Annotated in this window: 16 protein-coding genes and 1 tRNA gene; 9 read left to right on the top strand and 8 right to left on the bottom strand. The window is 70.4% G+C overall.

The features are described 5' to 3' along the window. Positions 1 to 735: 735 nt before the first annotated feature. The 3 genes from ABZ848_RS06475 to ABZ848_RS06465 all read right to left on the bottom strand — a co-directional run bounded on the left by ABZ848_RS06475 (position 736) and on the right by ABZ848_RS06465 (position 2,976). Positions 736 to 809 (bottom strand) — tRNA-Pro (locus ABZ848_RS06475). 42 nt (positions 810 to 851) lie between these two features. Next, positions 852 to 1,637: a Pr6Pr family membrane protein gene (locus ABZ848_RS06470; protein WP_360826239.1), complete on the bottom strand. Its 786-nt coding sequence runs from the start codon at positions 1,635 to 1,637 to the stop codon at positions 852 to 854. A 412-nt stretch (positions 1,638 to 2,049) separates the two neighbouring features. Then, positions 2,050 to 2,976 carry a metallophosphoesterase gene (locus ABZ848_RS06465; RefSeq protein ID WP_360826236.1) on the bottom strand — a complete coding sequence of 309 codons (927 nt, stop codon included), beginning with the start codon at positions 2,974 to 2,976 and terminating at the stop codon, positions 2,050 to 2,052. Positions 2,977 to 3,097: 121 nt separating this feature from the next. Here ABZ848_RS06465 and ABZ848_RS06460 point away from each other — a divergent pair, with 121 nt between their 5' ends. Further along, on the top strand, positions 3,098 to 3,565 hold the full coding sequence (locus ABZ848_RS06460) for a GatB/YqeY domain-containing protein (protein WP_360826233.1): 468 nt from the start codon (positions 3,098 to 3,100) through the stop codon (positions 3,563 to 3,565). Between the two features lie 147 nt (positions 3,566 to 3,712). Here the strand turns inward: ABZ848_RS06460 and ABZ848_RS06455 are convergent, their stop codons facing one another. Then, positions 3,713 to 5,974 (bottom strand): transglycosylase domain-containing protein, encoded by a 2,262-nt coding sequence (locus ABZ848_RS06455; protein ID WP_360826230.1) that lies wholly within the window; start codon positions 5,972 to 5,974, stop codon positions 3,713 to 3,715. Positions 5,975 to 6,382: 408 nt separating this feature from the next. Between ABZ848_RS06455 and wblA the strand changes: the two genes are divergently transcribed. Next, positions 6,383 to 6,721: a transcriptional regulator WblA gene (gene wblA, locus ABZ848_RS06450; protein WP_242777617.1), complete on the top strand. Its 339-nt coding sequence runs from the start codon at positions 6,383 to 6,385 to the stop codon at positions 6,719 to 6,721. Between the two features lie 23 nt (positions 6,722 to 6,744). On the opposite strand, the gene ABZ848_RS06445 is transcribed toward wblA, so the two are convergent. Both ABZ848_RS06445 and ABZ848_RS06440 read right to left on the bottom strand, forming a co-directional pair. Next, positions 6,745 to 8,106, bottom strand: coding sequence for an ArsA family ATPase (locus tag ABZ848_RS06445; RefSeq protein ID WP_360826227.1), 1,362 nt, complete (start codon positions 8,104 to 8,106; stop codon positions 6,745 to 6,747). Between the two features lie 31 nt (positions 8,107 to 8,137). Continuing rightward, entirely contained in the window at positions 8,138 to 9,115 is a 978-nt protein-coding gene (locus tag ABZ848_RS06440) for an ArsA-related P-loop ATPase (RefSeq protein WP_360826224.1), read from the bottom strand. 95 nt (positions 9,116 to 9,210) lie between these two features. On the opposite strand from ABZ848_RS06440, the gene ABZ848_RS06435 reads away from it, so the two are divergent. From ABZ848_RS06435 to ABZ848_RS06420, 4 genes are all read left to right on the top strand, one after another. Beyond that, complete coding sequence (locus tag ABZ848_RS06435) at positions 9,211 to 9,369, top strand: DUF4177 domain-containing protein (protein ID WP_019992579.1); 159 nt, start codon at positions 9,211 to 9,213, stop codon at positions 9,367 to 9,369. Next, complete coding sequence (locus ABZ848_RS06430; protein ID WP_360826221.1) at positions 9,369 to 9,836, top strand: RidA family protein; 468 nt, start codon at positions 9,369 to 9,371, stop codon at positions 9,834 to 9,836. Before ABZ848_RS06435 ends, ABZ848_RS06430 begins: the two co-directional genes overlap by 1 nt. A gap of 74 nt (positions 9,837 to 9,910) precedes the next feature. Then, positions 9,911 to 10,792 (top strand): NUDIX hydrolase, encoded by an 882-nt coding sequence (locus ABZ848_RS06425; RefSeq protein WP_360826219.1) that lies wholly within the window; start codon positions 9,911 to 9,913, stop codon positions 10,790 to 10,792. Between the two features lie 34 nt (positions 10,793 to 10,826). Beyond that, positions 10,827 to 11,657 carry an MBL fold metallo-hydrolase gene (locus tag ABZ848_RS06420; RefSeq protein WP_360826216.1) on the top strand — a complete coding sequence of 277 codons (831 nt, stop codon included), beginning with the start codon at positions 10,827 to 10,829 and terminating at the stop codon, positions 11,655 to 11,657. Here ABZ848_RS06420 and ABZ848_RS06415 read toward each other — a convergent pair. After that, complete coding sequence (locus ABZ848_RS06415; RefSeq protein ID WP_360826213.1) at positions 11,654 to 12,487, bottom strand: nucleotidyltransferase domain-containing protein; 834 nt, start codon at positions 12,485 to 12,487, stop codon at positions 11,654 to 11,656. The genes ABZ848_RS06420 and ABZ848_RS06415 overlap by 4 nt on opposite strands. A 35-nt stretch (positions 12,488 to 12,522) precedes the next feature. Beyond that, positions 12,523 to 13,197, bottom strand: coding sequence for a Crp/Fnr family transcriptional regulator (locus tag ABZ848_RS06410; protein ID WP_115906767.1), 675 nt, complete (start codon positions 13,195 to 13,197; stop codon positions 12,523 to 12,525). A 366-nt stretch (positions 13,198 to 13,563) separates the two neighbouring features. Here ABZ848_RS06410 and nth point away from each other — a divergent pair, with 366 nt between their 5' ends. The 3 genes from nth to ABZ848_RS06395 all read left to right on the top strand — a co-directional run bounded on the left by nth (position 13,564) and on the right by ABZ848_RS06395 (position 16,538). Further along, complete coding sequence (gene nth, locus ABZ848_RS06405) at positions 13,564 to 14,514, top strand: endonuclease III (protein ID WP_360826208.1); 951 nt, start codon at positions 13,564 to 13,566, stop codon at positions 14,512 to 14,514. 115 nt (positions 14,515 to 14,629) lie between these two features. Continuing rightward, positions 14,630 to 15,325: a CoA pyrophosphatase gene (locus tag ABZ848_RS06400; protein WP_360826205.1), complete on the top strand. Its 696-nt coding sequence runs from the start codon at positions 14,630 to 14,632 to the stop codon at positions 15,323 to 15,325. A gap of 13 nt (positions 15,326 to 15,338) precedes the next feature. Beyond that, positions 15,339 to 16,538 (top strand): MarP family serine protease, encoded by a 1,200-nt coding sequence (locus ABZ848_RS06395; protein WP_360826202.1) that lies wholly within the window; start codon positions 15,339 to 15,341, stop codon positions 16,536 to 16,538. The last annotated feature ends 3 nt before the right edge of the window (positions 16,539 to 16,541 follow it).

Genomic DNA, 16,541 nt, shown 5'->3' with positions numbered 1-16,541 from the left:
CTCCGCGAGCGCACTGCCGCGCCGCGTCGAACGCCCTGCGATACCGAGCCCGTTCCGCCTCGCTGGGGTCCGGAATCCGAAGGAATCGTCCGGCCTCCTGCACCTGCGCGATGAGCGCCGGTCCGACAGTCGCCGACGACGGGCGCGGAGGTTTCACGGCCCGTTTCGGGGAGGGCTTCGTCTCGTTCGGGGGATCGGCATCCTGTGACGGATCAGCGGCAACCTGCGCCCCGGCTTCAGACGCCGCTGCGCGAGGCTTGCGTGGAGCCGGCTCCGGACGGTCGGGATGGTGACCGTGCTCCAGGTAGAAGCGCCCCGCGTCAGTGATCTCCGCCTGCCACCTCCCCTTCTTCCGAGGCATGGTCACCAAGCCCCGGTCCCTGAGCGCGCGAGCTGTGACGGCGAGCTCGGGGCTGTCCGACGTGACGGGGTCTCCGTCCCCAATACGGGTGAGGAGTGCGAGCTGCCGGTCGTTCAACGGAGACCAAGGGTGCATGGCGATCGTCGTACCGTCTTAGGTCTGCTCGGCACAAGCCGTGCAGTGACTCATTCGGGGCGCGATGGATACGCCCGCGCCAAGAGGAGCCAGCAGGCCGCTCCTCGGGGAGCCACGGGGAGCCGGATCCCGAAGATCACACCCAGTTGACTCCCAAATGGCTCCCAAAACAGGGCCACAAAGCAAATCAGACCCGTTACTGATCTCTCAGTAACGAGCCTGATCTGCTGTTCTGGCTGTCGGGGTGGCGGGATTTGAACCCACGACCTCTTCGTCCCGAACGAAGCGCGCTGCCAAGCTGCGCTACACCCCGATGTCGCTGCTGGTCCTGCTTGTCGCGGCGACGTCGTTTACTTTAGCCCACCGGTGGCTGTAGACGAAATCCGGTTTTGGCGCGGTGGCGGACGGGGTTCGGGCGGGCGTGGTCCAAGGCCACGAGGAGGACGGCCAGGGCGTAGAAGGCGAGGCCGAGGAGGAGGGCGTTGCCGAGGACGCTCTTGTAGCCGTGCAGGTCCACGTCGAGGAAAGGGTAGAGGTAGCGGCCGGGCGTGCCGGGGAGGATCAGCTCGCCCCGGGTGAAGGAGAACGCCAGGTACGCCAGGGGGTAGAGGAGCCACGTCGCCGCTTGGCGCAGGTGCAGGCGGCCGGGGTGTGTCAGGAGCAGCCAGTCCAGTACCGCTGCCACCGGGACCGCCGTGTGCAGGACCTGGTTCGTGATCCAGTGCCAGCCCGTCGGAGGGGCGGTCTCGCCCGTCATCGAGAAGGGGCTGGAGGCGTTCGCCAGGAGCAGGTGGTACACCGAGCCGGTGATGACGATATAGAGGAGGGCCGCACCTGTCAGGGCCGACGGGAGCGGGCGGCGGGCCGTCCATGCGCGGCGGGCGGACAGCGTGAGGACCAGGGCCAGGAAGATGTTGCTCTGGATCGTGAAGTAGCTCAGGACGTGGACCGGGCGGCCCAGCAGCAGCTCGATGGTCACGGCGCCGGCCGCCGCCAGGGCGACCAGCAGGCGGTACGCGGCGGCGAGGCGTCGGCGTACCGGGGCCACCACCGCCGTGGCGGGGACGGGGGAGGGCAGCAGCGCGGGCACGCCCGGGACCGCGGGGAGGTCCGGGATGTCCCTGGGTATCGGGGCGGTCATGCCCTCAAGCTAGGCAATCCGGGCATAGGGGGCGAGGTGGGCGGTCCGTGCGGGTTACGTCACCGAGCCCGGCCTGGCGTCACACCTCGCACTCGTGCACACGCCCGGTACCGCGCCCCGCACCCGCGTTCCGCGCCTTACACGCTCGTCCGCGCCCGGCACGGCGGCACACGCTCACCCTCCGCGCCCGGTACCGCGCCCTGTATCGCGCTCAACGCTGGCGCCCCACCGCCCCGCCCTCGCCCTGGGCGGTAGCCCGGCTGGCACTGCACAAGCCACCCACACACACTCGCCCCAGCGGAGCTGCGCTCGCACCGCAGCCCACGGCGGCTCACCCTCTCGTCAGCACCCAGCACCCAGCACCCAGCACCCAGCACCCAGCACCCAGCCCCTCGCCGGCGCCCACCCCCACCTACACCCGCTCCACCAACGTCATCAACGTAACCTCCGGCGGACAAGCAAACCGCACCGGCGTATACCGATTCGCCCCGCACCCCGCCGACACATGCAGATACGACGTACGCCCCTCCGCCCGATGCCGGGACAGCCCCTTCACCCGGTCCGTGTCGAGGTCGCAGTTCGTGACCAGGGCGCCGTAGAACGGGATGCAGATCTGGCCGCCGTGGGTGTGGCCGGCCAGGATCAGGGGGTACGAGTCCGCCGTGAACGCGTCCAGGACGCGCAGGTACGGCGCGTGCACCACGCCCATCGAGAAGTCCGCGCCGGCCGACGGGCCGCCCGCCACCTCGGCGTACCGGTCCCGCTTGATGTGCGGGTCGTCCAGTCCCGTCAGCTCCAGCGACATCCCGTCGATCTTCAGCGTGCCCCGCGTGTTCGTCAGGTTCAGCCAGCCCGCCGCGTCGAATCCGTCCCGCAGGTCCTCCCACGGGTTGCGGGGCACGTTGACCGGCGGCGGGTTGCCGTTCAGCCCGTGGCGGCCCTGCACCTTCTCCAGCAGATACCGGGCGGGGTTACGCGGCTTGGGACCGTAGTAGTCGTTCGAACCGAAGACGTACGCGCCCGGGAACTCCATCAGCGGCCCCAGCGCGTCCAGCACCTCCGGCACACCCTCCGGGTCGGACAGGTTGTCCCCCGTGTTGATCACGAAGTCCGGACGCAGGCCCGCCAGCGAGCGCAGCCAGCGCTGCTTCTTGCGCTGGCCGCCGACCATGTGGATGTCGGAGACCTGCAGGAGGCGCAGGGGGCGCATCCCTCTGGGCAGGACGGGCACCGTGACCCGTCGGAGGCGGAAGGAACGGGTCTCGAACCCCGCCGCGTACACCACACCGGCGGCACCGGCCGCCGCGATCCCCAGAGGTACTCCGTATCGAGCGCGCATGCGTCCATCGTGTCAGACCCGCGGGACCCACCGAGCCGGCCCACCACCCCTTGGCCGTCGACGCCCACCGCCCTTTAAATCAGCGGGCGTCCGCCCTCCCGTACCTGCGACAATCAAACCCATGACCACCACGCTCAAGCAGAAGCTGCAGGAAGACCTCAACACGGCGATCAGGGGGCGCGACGAGCTGCGCTCCTCCACCCTCCGGCTGACGCTTGCCGCGATCACCAAGGAGGAGGTCGCCGGCAAGACGAAGCGGGAGCTCTCCGACGACGAGGTTCTCAAGGTGATCACCAAGGAGGCGAAGAAGCGCCGCGAGGCCGCCGACGCCTTCGCGCAGGGTGGCCGCGCCGAGAGCGCCGAGCGGGAGAAGGCGGAGGGCGAGGTCCTCGCCGAGTACCTGCCCAAGCAGCTCGGCGACGAGGAGCTGGAGCGGATCGTCGCCCAGGCCGTCGAGGAGGCGAAGGCGGCGGGCGCCGAGGGCCCGCGCGCCATGGGCGCCGTCATGAAGATCGTGAACCCGAAGGTCGCCGGCCTGGCCGAGGGTGGCCGGGTCGCCGCGGCGGTCAAGAAGCACCTCGCCGGCTGACCGACCCGCGCAGAGCAGCAGAGCAGCAGAGCAGACGAACGGCCCCTTTCCCCTCGTACAAGACTCGTACAAGCGCAGTCTCTACGAGGAGAAAGGGGCCGTCGGCCTGTTCAGTGCACGGCGTCAGCCGCGCGGTCCCTGTCCGGGCTAGCCGCGTCCCCCGCTGTTCCCGTTCCCGTTGCTGTTGCCCTGGAACAGGTTTTCCGGGATGGAGAACGTGGGCGTCGGGATGGTGCCGCCGTCGGTGCCGCCCGTGTCGGTGCCGCCGTCGGTCTGGCCCTGGTCGGTGGTGCCGCCGTTGTCGCCGTTGTTCCCGTCGTCGTTGCCGTTCCCCTTGCCCTTGTTGGCGTCGGGGATGTTGACGAGGTTGAAGCTCTCCACCGGCTTGCCGTCGAGCGCGCCGGTCATCATGTCGCGCCAGATCGGGCCGGGGACCTGGCCGCCGTAGACCTTCTCGTTCCAGACGCCGCCGATGGTGATGTTCTTCATCTGGCGCTCGTGGGCCGGGTCGCCGACCCAGACCGCGCCCGCCATGTTCGGCGTGAAGCCGACGAACCAGGCGGCGTAACGGTTGTCCGTCGTACCGGTCTTACCGGCGCTCGGACGGTCGCTCAGGCCGGCCTGGGTACCCGTACCGTCCTCGACCACGCCCTTCAGCAGCGTCGTCACCGTGTCGGCGGTCTTCTCCGACATCGCGCGCGAGCAGGTCGACTTGGGCACCTCGAAGGACTTCTTCTGGGTCCCGACGGTCTGGGTGATCGACTCGATGGCGATCGGCGTGCAGTACATGCCGCGCGAGGCGAAGGTCGCGTACGCGTTCGCCATCGTCAGCGGGGACATCTCCTGGGTGCCGAGCGCGATGGACGGCGCCTGCTGGAGCTTCTTGCCGTCGGCCCGCTCGACGCCCATCTTCTGCGCCATCGTCGTCACCGGGCAGATGCCGATGTCGCTGATCAGCTGCACGTAGTACGTGTTGACCGACTTGGCGGTCGCTTCCTTCATCGAGTACGGGCCATGCTCCGACTCGCTCTCGTTGGTGAGCTTGACGCCCTTCTCGTCCCAGGTCCTGCCGTCACAGGCGGAGACCGGCGCCGGGTAGTCCATCTCGTACGGCGAGGAGTACGTCTGTGTCGCCGGCGTGCCGCCCTCTATGGCGGCCGCGGCCACGATCGGCTTGAACGTCGAACCGGGCTGGTAGCCCGCGCCGCCGCCCATGGCCGCGTTGACCGACAGGTTGATCTGCGTCTCGTGCTTGCCGAAGCCGTACGGCCGCGACTGGCCCATCGCCAGGATCTTGCCGGTGCCGGGCTCGACGATGGTGGCGGCGGTGGCGACCGGGTCGCTCTTGTAGACGTGCTCCTTGATGGACGTCTGGACCGACTCCTGCGCCTGCGGGTCGAGGGTCGTACGGATCGTCAGACCGCCCTGGTTCCAGATCTTCGCCCGGGCTTCCCTGGTCTTGCCGAAGATCGGGTCGGTCAGGAAGACCTCGCGCACGTAGTCGCAGAAGAAGCCGGCGCCCTTGACCGCGGTGATGCAGCCGTTCTTCGGCTGGCTGGGGTCGAGGCCCAGCGGGGTCTTCTTGGCCTTGTTGGCCTCCGCCTGCGAGATGTCGCCCATGTCGGCCATGCGCTGCAGCACGACGTTACGGCGCTTGGTGGCCTCCGTGGCGTCGTTGACCGGGTCGTACCGGGTCGGCGACTGGACGATGCCCGCGAGCAGCGCCGCCTGCTGGACGTTCAGGTCCTTGGCGTGCTTGGAGAAGTAGCGCTGGGCGGCGGCCTCGACGCCGTAGGCCTGCTCACCGAAGAACGTGATGTTCAGGTAGTTCTCGAGGATCTTCTTCTTGCCGAGCTCTTCCTCGAGCTGGATCGCGTACTTCAGCTCCTTTATCTTGCGGCCGATCGTCTGCTGCGTGGCCTGCGCGACCTTCGTCGGGTCGTCGCCGGCCTCCTCGATGGCCACGTTCTTCACGAGCTGCTGGGTGAGCGTGGAGGCGCCCTGGGCCACCCCGCCGCTCTGCGCGTTCTTGTTGAGGGCGCGCAGGACGCCCTTCAGGTCGATCGCGCCGTGCTGGTAGAAGCGCGAGTCCTCGATCGCGACGATCGCCTTCTGCATGTACGGCGAGATGTCCTTGAGGGGGACCACCGTGCGGTCGCGCGAGTACACCGTGGCGATCTGGCCGCCGTCGGCGTCGAGGATCGTGGTGCGCTGACTCAGCGGCGGAGTCTTCAAGTTGGCCGGGAGCTCGTCGAAGCTCTCCACCGACCCCTTGGCCGCGAGTCCGAGCGCGCCGAAGGCGGGCAGCGCGATGCCGGCCATGACGGCACCGGCGAGCACACTGACACCGAGGAACTTGGCGGCCTGCTGCGTTGGCGACAGACCACCGCCCGAGCGCTTCTTTGGCATGAGGGCAGCCTACGTTCTCATTCGCCGGACACGCGTATATGCCTTGGCCTAAGCTGCTCTCAACTGTCACAGCAGTAGGGCTACGTATCAATACGTCCGGCGACCCCGAATCGTTCCGGAGGTTCCCCAACTTTTTTGTTGGGGGTGTGTCCGAATCCGCCTTGTGTGTCGGGCGGTGTCCGTTGTGACTCCATGGAACTGTCCCGGTTTGCCGGGAAGGTCACGCATGTCGCCAGCTCACTCCCCCGGGTGATCTGCCGCTTACGCATAGTCCGTTCGGGCCATTCAAGATTGGGCCCGAAGGGGGTGTTGCGCTGTGCCCGCCTTCCGTAACGTCCTCAACTGGCGGCGGTGAATATGCCGCTGCCGCCGTGGGGGAGCCTCGATTCGGGAGAGGACGGCGCCGGTATGGGCTGGGTAACCGACTGGAGTGCGCAGGCCGCCTGCCGCACTACCGATCCGGATGAACTGTTCGTTCAGGGAGCAGCGCAGAACAGGGCCAAGGCGGTGTGCACCGGATGTCCGGTACGCACCGAATGCCTGGCCGACGCGCTCGACAACCGCGTCGAGTTCGGCGTGTGGGGAGGCATGACGGAGCGGGAGCGCCGCGCACTGCTGCGCAGGCGGCCCACCGTGACCTCCTGGCGCCGGCTCCTCGAGACGGCTCGTGTGGAGTACGAACGCGGTGTGGGCATCCTGCCGCTCGACGACGACCAGGTGTACGAGAACTACGCGGCGGTGAGCTGAGGGCACCCTCTGGGCAGGGTCCCTCAGACACGCACCTCGGGCAGCTCCGGCCGGTTGGCCGCGAGCCGGTCGCCGATGTCCCTGAGGCCCGCGAGGTCGTGCACATCGCCGGGCAGCGCGGCCACTTCGGCCACCGCCACCTCGGGGTGGAGCGCCGTGAAACGGTCGCGCGTGCGCTGCTCGCGGGAGAGCAGCCGCATACGCTCGGCGTGCAGCCTCAGCAGGCCCGCGGCGAGCCGGTCGACGTCCCGGTCCGCCCCGGGGGAGTGGGGCTCGGACACGGGAGGCCCGTCGGCCGCGGGCGCCGCGGCGGGCTCGGATGCGGGAGATTCTGAACTGCCGTACGTGTCGGGAGAGTTACGAAGTCCAGCTTTCCCGCCGTCCTGATCGACAATGCGGGGCGCCGCAAGATTTTCCCCGCGGGGTTCGACGAGGCTCTCCGCGGCGGCGAGCGCACGCTCGGCCGACAGCCGGTCGGCGCCGCTGCCGTGGACGCGGTTGAGCACCAGTCCGGCCAGCGGCATGTCCTCGGCCGCCAGCCGCTCCACGAAGTACGCGGCCTCGCGCAGCGCGTCCCGCTCCGGCGCCGCGACCACGAGGAACGCCGTCCCGGGCGCCTGAAGCAGCTTGTACGTGGCGTCCGCGCGCGTGCGGAACCCGCCGAAGGTGGTGTCCATCGCGGCCACGAACGTCTGGACGTCCTTGAGGAGTTGGCCGCCCAGCAGCTTGCCGAGGGTGCCGGTCATCATCGACATCCCGACGTTCAGGAACTTCATCCCCGCGCGGCCGCCGAGCTTGGCCGGCGCGGTCAGCAGCCGGATCAGCCGGCCGTCCAGGAACGAGCCGAGCCGCTTGGGCGCGTCCAGGAAGTCCAGCGCCGAGCGGGACGGCGGGGTGTCCACGACGATCAGGTCCCACTCGTCCTTGGCCCGCAGCTGGCCCAGCTTCTCCATCGCCATGTACTCCTGCGTGCCCGCGAAGCCCGCCGAGAGCGACTGGTAGAAGGGGTTCGACAGGATCGCGGCCGCCCGCTCGCGGTCCGCGTGCGCCTCGACGATCTCGTCGAAGGTGCGCTTCATGTCGAGCATCATCGCGTGCAGTTCGCCGTCGCCGTCCACGCCCTTCACCCGGCGCGGGGTGTTGTCGAGCGAGTCGATGCCCATGGACTGGGCCAGGCGGCGGGCCGGGTCGATGGTCAGCACGACGACCTTCCGGCCGCGCTCGGCGGCCCTGAGGCCCAGCGCCGCGGCCGTGGTGGTCTTGCCGACCCCGCCCGAGCCGCAGCACACCACGATCCGGGTCTGCGGATCGTCGATCAGCGGGTCGACGTCGAGCACGCGCGTGGCGGAGATGCCGTGCTGGGTGGCGGCCGGGTTCGGACTCATGACATCCCCTGCTTCCGACTCGTGCTCCGGCTCATGACAGACCCTGCTCGCGCAGCTCCGTGGCCAGCTCGTACAGCCCCGCCAGGTCCATTCCCTCGGCGAGCAGCGGCAGTTCGTGCAACGGCAGGCCCTGCTCGCCGAGGACCGCGCGCTGCTCGTGCTCCAGCGCGTACCGCTCGGCGTACTCCTCGGCCTGGGTCAGCAGGGGGTCCACCAGCTTCTCGGCGTTCCCTCCCCGCCGCGCCCCGCCCAGTCCCGCCGTCGACAGTGCCTTCGCCACAGAAGAACGCGGCACGCTCCGTACGAGTTCCAGATCCGCCGCGTCCAACACCTCGGGGCGGACCATGTTCACCACGATCCGGCCCACCGGCAGCTTCGCCGCGCGCAGTTCGGCGATGCCGTCCGCGGTCTCCTGGACCGGCATCTCCTCCAGGAGCGTGACCAGGTGCACGGCCGTCTCCTTGGACTTCAGCACCCGCATCACGGCCTGCGCCTGATTGTGTATCGGCCCTATCTTCGCGAGGCCGGCCACCTCGTCGTTCACGTTCAGGAAGCGGGTGATGCGGCCCGTCGGGGGCGCGTCCATGACGACGTAGTCGTACGCGAACCGTCCTGCCTTGTCCTTCCTGCGCACCGCCTCGCACGCCTTGCCGGTCAGGAGTACGTCCCTGAGGCCGGGCGCGACGGTGGTGGCGAAGTCGATCGCGCCGAGCTTCTTCAGGGCTCTGCCCGCGCCCCCGAGCTTGTAGAACATCTGGAGGTAGTCCAGAAGGGCCAGTTCGGGGTCGATGGCGAGGGCGTACACCTCCCCGCCCCCTGGAGCGACGGCGATCTTCCGCTCCTCGTAGGGCAGCGCTTCCGTTTCGAAGAGCTGCGCGATGCCCTGCCGGCCCTCGACCTCGACGAGAAGCGTCCGCTTCCCCTCCGTCGCGAGGGCCAGCGCGAGGGCGGCGGCGACCGTGGTCTTTCCGGTCCCGCCCTTGCCGCTGACGACCTGGAGCCTGCTCACGTCTTCGAGCCTAACCAGTCCCTGTGCGGATCACGCGACAGCCTGTGGATAACTCGACGACGGATGGCGGACGGCCAGCGGCTAAAGTCGGCCACATGACCAAGTGGGAATACGCAACCGTGCCTCTGCTCGTCCACGCCACGAAGCAGATTCTGGACACCTGGGGCGAGGACGGCTGGGAGCTCGTCCAGGTCGTGCCCGGGCCGAACAACCCGGAGCAGCTGGTGGCCTACCTGAAGCGGGAGAAGCCGTAATGGGCGCCGTCGACGAGCGGCTCGCGGAGCTGGGCCTGACGCTGCCCGAGGTCGTCCCGCCGCTCGCCGCCTACCAGCCGGCCGTGCAGTCGGGCGCGTACGTGTACACGGCCGGCCAGCTCCCCATGGTCGAGGGCAAGCTGCCCGTCACCGGCAAGGTCGGCGCGGAGGTCACGCCGGAGGAGGCCAAGGAACTGGCCCGCACCTGCGCCCTGAACGCCCTGGCCGCGGTCAAGTCGGTCACCGGCGACCTGGACCGCATCGCGCGCGTGGTGAAGGTCGTCGGCTTCGTCGCCTCGGCCTCCGACTTCACCGGCCAGCCCGGAGTGGTCAACGGCGCGAGCGAACTGCTCGGCGAGGTCCTCGGCGACAAGGGCGTGCACGCGCGCAGCGCGGTGGGCGTCGCGGTGCTGCCGCTGGACGCGCCGGTCGAGGTCGAGATCCAGGTCGAGCTCACCGAGGCATAGCCGCCGGGCCCTGGCCGACGCTCTGACCTCGGGGACCTCTCGAACATTCGCGCACCACGGGATAGCCTCCGCCCATGGCGAATGGGCAGTGGTTTCCGCAGGACTGGCCGGAACGCATCCGTGCGCTCGCCGAGGGCACGCTCACCCCGGTCGTCCCCAAGCGCGCGGCCACCGTCATGCTCCTGAAGGACACCGCCACCGGCCCCGCCGTCCACATGCTGCGCAGACGCGCCTCCATGGCCTTCGCCGGAGGCGCGTACGCGTATCCGGGCGGCGGCGTCGACCCGCGCGACGACGAGCACCAGATCCGCTGGACGGGCCCCACGCGCGCGTGGTGGGCCGAGCGCCTCGGCGTGGACCAGGCGGCCGCCCAGGCGATCGTCTGCGCGGCCGTGCGCGAGACGTACGAGGAGGCGGGCGTCCTGCTCGCCGGACCCTCCGCCGACTCCGTGGTCGGCGACACCACGGGTGAGGACTGGGAGGCGGACCGCGCGGCCCTGGTCGCCCGTGAGTTCTCCTTCGCCGAGTTCCTGGACCGCCGCGGCCTGGTCCTGCGCTCCGACCTGCTGGGCGCCTGGACCCGCTGGATCACGCCAGAGTTCGAGACCCGGCGCTACGACACCTTCTTCTTCGTCGCCGCCCTCCCGCACGGCCAGCGCACCCGCAACGCCTCCACGGAGGCCGACCGCACTGTGTGGACCCGGCCCGCGGAGGCCGCCGACGGCTACGACAAGGGCGAGCTGCTGATGATGCCGCCCACCATCGCGACCCTGCGCCAGCTGATCCCGTACGGCACGGCCGCCGAGGCGCTCGCCGCGGCTCCCGGCCGCGACATGACCGCCGTACTGGCGAAGGCGCGTCTGGAGGACGGCGAGATCGTGCTGACCTGGCCGGGCCACGACGAGTTCACCAAGCACATCCCGACCGACCTCCCGACCGGTGGAGCCTCGGCGTGACCCCCGCTCCGGCCGCCCCGAAAGGTTTCCTCGCATGACCGACGCCGCAGCCCTCCCCGGCCAGCCGCGCGGCGGGGTCCTCACCGGCCCCGCCACCCCGCGGGCCGTCAACGTACTGGCGCCCAACGCCTCGGCGATGACGCTCGACGGCACGAACACCTGGATCCTCGCCGAGCCGGACTCCGAGCTGGCCGTCGTGGTCGACCCCGGTCCGCTGGACGAGGGCCATCTGCGCAACGTCGTCGACACCGCCGAGAAGGCGGGCAAGCGCATCGCCCTGACCCTGCTGACGCACGGCCACCCGGACCACGCGGAGGGCGCCGCGCGCTTCGCCGGGCTGACCGGCACCAAGGTGCGGGCCCTGGACCCGGCGCTGCGGCTGGGCGACGAGGGGCTGGCCGCAGGAGACGTGGTCGCGGTCGGCGGCCTGGAGCTCAGGGTCGTACCGACCCCCGGCCACACCTCGGACTCCCTCTGCTTCCATCTCCCGGCCGATCAGGCGGTCCTCACCGGCGACACCGTCCTGGGCCGCGGCACGACGGTCGTGGCGCACCCCGACGGCCGCCTGGGCGACTACCTGGACTCGCTACGGCGCCTGCGCTCGCTCACGGTCGACGACGGCGTCCACACGGTGCTCCCCGGCCACGGCCCGGTCCTGGAGGACGCCCAGGGCGCGGTCGAGTTCTACCTCGCCCACCGCGCCCACCGCCTCGCCCAGGTCGAGACGGCCGTCGAGGACGGCTACCGCGAGCCGTCCCAGGTCGTCGCCCATGTGTACGCGGACGTGGACCGCTCCCTGTGGCCGGCCGCGGAACTGTCGGTGCGCGCACAGCTGGACTACCTGGAGGAGCACGGCCTGATCTAGGCCGGCCCCTCGGCCCTGGGTGCCTTCACGCCGTGCACGCGCGCGTACTCGTCGGCGAGCCACGGCCCGAGGTCGTCGACGTAGGAGCGCAGTACGGCGGCGTCCCCGGCCGGCTCCTGGCCGCGTACGGCCGCCGCGCGCATCTGGTCGGCCCGCTCCGGGTAGTACGCGCCGAAGGCCTCGGCCATCTCCGCCAGGTCGCTGGTCCAACCGTTCCAGCGGGGCATGACCAAAGTGAAGCCGGTGCGGACGAGATGCCGGGACATGAAGCGGACGAGGGGCCGCCGGGCCGCCTCCGTGTCGTCGGCGTCCGCGATCCGCCGCCGCCACCGGGGAAGCAGCAGCGCGAGGTCGCCGTTGGTCTCGCGGGCGAGCAGGGAGTCCGGCCGGTAGCGGGGCAGGTACTCGGCGAGGTCCTCCCCGAGCAGGGGCGTGCACATACAGGCGACGAACCAGCCCAGGTCGTACGTCTCCGCCTCGCTCAGCAGCCGGGCCCGGCCGTAGAGCAGCGTGCCGACGCCGTCGACCTGCGCGAACTCCTTGTCGACGGCCTCTCCGAGGGCCCGCGCGGCCTCCCGGTCCGCCTCGGCCGGGTCCTCGCGCAGGGCGACCAGCAGATCCAGGTCGCTGCGCCCCACGCGCGTGGTGCCGCGCGGAATCGACCCGTAGAGGTACGCGCTGTGCAGCCGCGCCCCGAAGACGTCCAGCAGCCGGTCGCGGGCCGCGGCGACGACCGGACGGAAATCGCGCGGCACGCGCGCGAGGGAGCCCTCTCGCTCGATGTAGCCCTGGGGGTCGAGACCTCTGGAGGACGACACGCTTTCGGCCATATGCCCACTACATCAGCCGGGGCCCCGCAACGGCGTCAACGCGAACGCTTGGCGAGCCTTTCGACGTCCAGGAGGATGACGGCCCGCGCCTCCAGGCGCAGCCAGCCTCGCTGGGCGAAGTCGGCCAGCGCCTTGTTGACCGTCTCGCGGGACGCGCCGACCAGCTGGGCCAGCTCCTCCTGCGTCAGGTCGTGCACGACGTGGATGCCCTCCTCGGACTGCACGCCGAAGCGGCGGGACAGGTCCAGCAGGGCACGCGCCACACGGCCGGGGACGTCGGAGAAGACCAGGTCGGACATCGCGTCGTTGGTCTTGCGCAGCCGGCGCGCGACGGCGCGCAGCAGGGCGCCGGCGACCTCGGGGCGCGCGCTCAGCCAGGGCTGCAGGTCGCCGTGGCCGAGACCGAGCAGCTTGACCTCGGTCAGCGCGGTGGCCGTGGCCGTCCGCGGACCCGGGTCGAACAGCGACAGCTCGCCGATCAGCTCGCTGGGGCCGACGACGGCGAGCATGTTCTCCCGGCCGTCGGGGGAGGTGCGGTGCAGCTTGACCTTGCCCTCGGTCACCACGTAGAGGCGGTCACCGGGGTCGCCCTCGTGGAAGAGCGAGTCGCCGCGCGCGAGGGTCACCTCACTCATGGAGGCGCGGAGCTCCGCGGCCTGCTCGTCGTCGAGCGCCGCGAAGAGCGGGTTCCGCCGCAGAACGTCGTCCACGAGTTCTCTCCTTGTCGACCTGCTCAGGGGATCTTGCTCCCCCTTGGTACCAGGGGACCGTGCTCCCCATTTTGCCGGACGGTCCAAACAGTGTGATCTGTCACAAGGATGCCGCACAGGTGTCCCGAGGTAAGCGGCAGGGGTCCAATTGGGGGCTGATCTCCGGGGTCCGGGGCGGATGTCAGTGCCGGGCTCTAGGCTGGCCGGGTGTCCAAATCGCCGGTGAGAGCACAGGCCAAGGGGGCTGGGCGGGTGGTTGTACGTCGTGATTCCGCTGTGGGCGAACAAGACTCCGGTGGCGGAAAGAAACCGGCAAAAGCGACAAAGAAGGCTGCGGCGAAGAAGGCCTCCACGGCAGGTGGGGGCGTGAAAAAGCCGACGGCTGTGAAGAAGTCCGCGACCGCGAAGAAGGCCCCGGCCACCAAGAAGACGGCTGCCGTGAAGAAGTCCGCCGCCGTCAAGAAGGCGACCGTCGCTCCCAAGAAGGCCTCGGCCGCCGTCGAGGGCGTGCCCGCCGCCAAGACCGTCGCCAAGCCGCCCAAGGGCGAGTCGCAGACCGCTCTCGTCCGCCGGGCCCGGCGTATCAACCGCGAGCTCGCCGAGGTGTATCCGTACGCCCATCCGGAGCTGGACTTCGAGAACCCCTTCCAGCTCGTGGTCGCGACGGTGCTGTCCGCGCAGACCACCGACCTCAGGGTCAACCAGACGACACCGGGCCTCTTCGCGAAGTACCCCACACCGGAGGACCTGGCCGCGGCGAACCCCGAGGAGGTCGAGGAGATCCTGCGTCCGACCGGCTTCTTCCGGGCGAAGACCAAGTCGGTGATAGGCCTGTCGAAGGCCCTGGTGGAGCAGTTCGGCGGCGAGGTGCCCGGCAGGCTGGAGGACCTGGTCAAGCTGCCCGGCGTCGGCCGCAAGACGGCGTTCGTCGTGCTCGGGAACGCGTTCGGGCGCCCCGGCATCACCGTGGACACGCACTTCCAGCGGCTGGTGAAGCGCTGGCAGTGGACCGACCAGACCGACCCGGACAAGATCGAGGCCGCCGTGGGAGCGCTCTTCCCCAAGAGCGACTGGACCGACCTCTCGCACCACGTGATCTGGCACGGCCGCCGCATCTGCCACGCCCGCAAGCCCGCGTGCGGCGCTTGTCCCATCGCCCCGCTCTGCCCGGCGTACGGCGAGGGGGAGACGGACCCCGAGAAGGCGAAGAAGCTCCTCAAGTACGAGAAGGGCGGCTTCCCGGGCCAGCGCCTGAAGCCCCCGCAGGCGTACCTGGACGCGGGCGGCAAGGCGGCGCCGCCGCTGGGGGCCGGATGACGGGGCGGACCCGGACGTCGGCTCAGGGACCGTCTCGGGGTCGATCTCAGGGGCGGCGGCTGGAACGATCAAGGGACTGCGCGGCGTTGTACCGGGCAGGACTACGGGGGTGGGTATGACGCGGGCGAGTGAGACACAGGGTGGGGCGGTGACGCTCAGCAAGGACGGGCTGCCGGGGTGGCTGGACCCGGTGGTGCGGGCGGTGGAGACCGTCGAGCCGCTGCAGCTGAGCCGGTTCCTGCCGCCGGAGGACGGGGCGGGCCGGCAGTCCGCCGTGCTCGTGCTGTTCGGCGAGGGCGAGCGCGGACCCGAGCTGCTGCTCATGGAGCGGGCCGGCTCACTGCGCTCGCACGCGGGCCAGCCCTCCTTCCCCGGTGGTGCCCTCGACCCCGAGGACGGCGACCCGAAGGCCGACGGGCCGCTGCGGGCCGCTCTCCGCGAGGCCGAGGAGGAGACCGGGCTCGACCCGTCCGGCGTCCAGCTCTTCGGTGTGCTGCCGCGGTTGTACATCCCGGTCAGCGGCTTCGTCGTGACCCCGGTGATGGGCTGGTGGCGCGAGCCGAGCCCGGTCGGGGTGGTCGACCCGAACGAGACGGCGCGGGTGTTCACCGTCCCCGTGGCGGATCTCACGAACCCCGACAACCGCGCCACCACCGTCCACCCCAGCGGCCACCGAGGTCCGGCATTCCTGGTCGAATCGGCCCTGGTCTGGGGCTTCACGGCCGGAATCATCGACCGCCTGCTGCACTACTCGGGCTGGGAGCGCCCCTGGGACCGCGACAAGCAGGTCCCGCTCGACTGGCGGTCATGACAGGGTGTCCACCGTGAACGTGCTGGACATCCTGTTGCTGGTCGCCGCCGTGTGGTTCGCGATCGTCGGCTATCGCCAGGGCTTCGTCGTCGGCATCCTGTCGGTGATCGGCTTTCTGGGCGGCGGCCTCGTCGCGGTCTACACGCTGCCCGTCATCTGGGACGCGCTGACCGACAACTCCGAGGTGAGCACGACCGCCGCCGTCGTCGCGGTCGTCATCGTCATCGTCTGCGCCTCCGTCGGCCAGGCCCTGACCACCCACCTCGGCAACAAGCTGCGCCGGTACATCACCTGGTCCCCGGCCCGCGCCCTGGACGCGACCGGCGGCGCCCTCGTCAACGTCGTCGCGATGCTCCTCGTCGCGTGGCTGATCGGCTCCGCCCTGGCCGGCACCACCCTGCCGACCCTCGGCAAGGAGGTCCGCAGCTCCAAGGTGCTGCTCGGCGTCTCCCGCGCACTGCCCGACCAGGCCGACACCTGGTTCGCGGACTTCTCCTCGGTCCTCGCGCAGAACGGCTTCCCGCAGGTCTTCAGCCCGTTCTCGAACGAGCCGATCACCGACGTCCAGCCCCCTGACCCGGCGCTCGCCAACAGCCCGGTCGCCACGCGCGCGAAGAGCTCCATCGTCAAGGTCATGGGCACCGCCACGAGCTGCGGCAAGGTCCTGGAGGGCTCCGGCTTCGTCTTCGGCGACCGCCGCGTCATGACCAACGCGCACGTCGTGGGCGGTGTCGACGAGCCCACCGTCCAGATAGGCGGCGAGGGCCGCAAGTACGACGCCAAGGTCGTCCTGTACGACTGGCACCGCGACATCGCCGTGCTCGACGTGCCCGACCTCAGGGCGCCCGCGCTGAAGTTCGCCACCACGGACGCGAGGAGCGGCGACGGCGCGATCATCGCGGGCTTCCCGGAGAACGGCTCGTACGACGTCCGCGCCGCACGCGTGCGTGGCCGCATCCCGGCCAACGGCCCGGACATCTACCACCGCGGCACCGTCCGCCGCGACGTCTACTCGCTGTACGCCACCGTCCGCCAGGGCAACTCCGGCGGCCCGCTGCTCACCCCCGAGGGCAGGGTGTACGGCGTGGTCTTCGCGAAGTCCCTCGACGACGCCGACACCGGGTACGCGCTCACCGCCGACGAGATCCAGGAGGACATCGTCAAGGGACGTACCGCGAACGAGCAGGTCGACAGCGACAGCTGCGCTCTGTAGGCG

Origin of the sequence: Streptomyces sp. NPDC047081 (genome assembly GCF_040643775.1) — a bacterium.
Classification (GTDB): Bacteria; Actinomycetota; Actinomycetes; order Streptomycetales; family Streptomycetaceae; genus Streptomyces.
Note: the sequence above shows the minus strand (reverse complement) of the source record. Positions and strands in the feature narration are given on the sequence as shown.

Bases quoted from the DNA above. Each gene is read 5' to 3' on its own strand.
- ABZ848_RS06445 (WP_360826227.1), bottom strand. From the start codon at position 8,106: ATGAGTCCGAACCCGGCCGCCACCCAGCACGGCATCTCCGCCACGCGC.
- ABZ848_RS06420 (WP_360826216.1), top strand. From the start codon at position 10,827: ATGACCGACGCCGCAGCCCTCCCCGGCCAGCCGCGCGGCGGGGTCCTC.
- wblA (WP_242777617.1), top strand. From the start codon at position 6,383: ATGGGCTGGGTAACCGACTGGAGTGCGCAGGCCGCCTGCCGCACTACC.
- ABZ848_RS06465 (WP_360826236.1), bottom strand. From the start codon at position 2,976: ATGCGCGCTCGATACGGAGTACCTCTGGGGATCGCGGCGGCCGGTGCC.
- ABZ848_RS06430 (WP_360826221.1), top strand. From the start codon at position 9,369: ATGGGCGCCGTCGACGAGCGGCTCGCGGAGCTGGGCCTGACGCTGCCC.
- ABZ848_RS06470 (WP_360826239.1), bottom strand. From the start codon at position 1,637: ATGACCGCCCCGATACCCAGGGACATCCCGGACCTCCCCGCGGTCCCG.
- ABZ848_RS06425 (WP_360826219.1), top strand. From the start codon at position 9,911: ATGGCGAATGGGCAGTGGTTTCCGCAGGACTGGCCGGAACGCATCCGT.
- ABZ848_RS06400 (WP_360826205.1), top strand. From the start codon at position 14,630: ATGACGCGGGCGAGTGAGACACAGGGTGGGGCGGTGACGCTCAGCAAG.
- ABZ848_RS06455 (WP_360826230.1), bottom strand. From the start codon at position 5,974: ATGCCAAAGAAGCGCTCGGGCGGTGGTCTGTCGCCAACGCAGCAGGCC.
- ABZ848_RS06415 (WP_360826213.1), bottom strand. From the start codon at position 12,487: ATGGCCGAAAGCGTGTCGTCCTCCAGAGGTCTCGACCCCCAGGGCTAC.
- ABZ848_RS06460 (WP_360826233.1), top strand. From the start codon at position 3,098: ATGACCACCACGCTCAAGCAGAAGCTGCAGGAAGACCTCAACACGGCG.
- ABZ848_RS06435 (WP_019992579.1), top strand. From the start codon at position 9,211: ATGACCAAGTGGGAATACGCAACCGTGCCTCTGCTCGTCCACGCCACG.